The organism is Streptomyces sp. SP17BM10 (assembly GCF_036322405.1).
Taxonomy (GTDB): Bacteria; Actinomycetota; Actinomycetes; order Streptomycetales; family Streptomycetaceae; genus Kitasatospora.
On sequence record NZ_JAQYXB010000414.1, the window covers coordinates 1 to 610 of the forward strand.

Consider the following 610-nt stretch of genomic DNA (forward strand, 5'->3'; position numbering starts at 1 on the left):
CAGGAACTGCCCGTAGGTGAGCAGGCCGGGCGGCGCGGTGGTGAGGAAGCGGCCGGCCGTGCCCGCCGTCAGCAGGTCCAGGCCGAACACCGCGAAGTCCCGGACGTCGATCAGCTGGACGGGACGGCCGGGCTCGCCGGGGGCCAGCACCCGCCCGCCGCGGGCCATCCGCTCCAGCCACCACGGCAGGCGCCCGCCCCGCTCGTACGGGCCGATCAGCAGCCCGCTGTTGAGGACCAGGCAGCGCCCGGCACCGAAGTGCTCCTGCACCGCCCGCTCGCAGCCGGCCTTGAGCGCGGCGCTGAACTCCTGGCCGGGCGGGGCGTCGGCGGGGCACGGGTGCAGCGGCGAGGACTCGTCGACCACGCGGGCCGGCCACTCCTCGAACGCGTGGACGGAGGAGATCAGCGTGTAGTGCCCGGCCCGCTCGCGCAGCAGCCGGGCGGAGGCCGCCGCCTGGGCGGGCTGCTGGGCCGAGGTGTCGACGACGGCGTCCCAGCGCCGCCCCTCGACGAGGCGCTCGAGGTCCGCGTCCGAGTCGCGGTCGCCGCGCACCGCCTCCACCCCGGGCAGGTCGGCGGCGGAGCGGCCGCGGTTGAACGTGGTCACC

General features: G+C 77.4%; 1 pseudogene. It reads right to left on the reverse strand.

The window, feature by feature from the left end:
* Positions 1-610 (reverse strand): annotated as a pseudogene (locus PUR71_RS41060) (NAD-dependent epimerase); the annotation flags it as partial.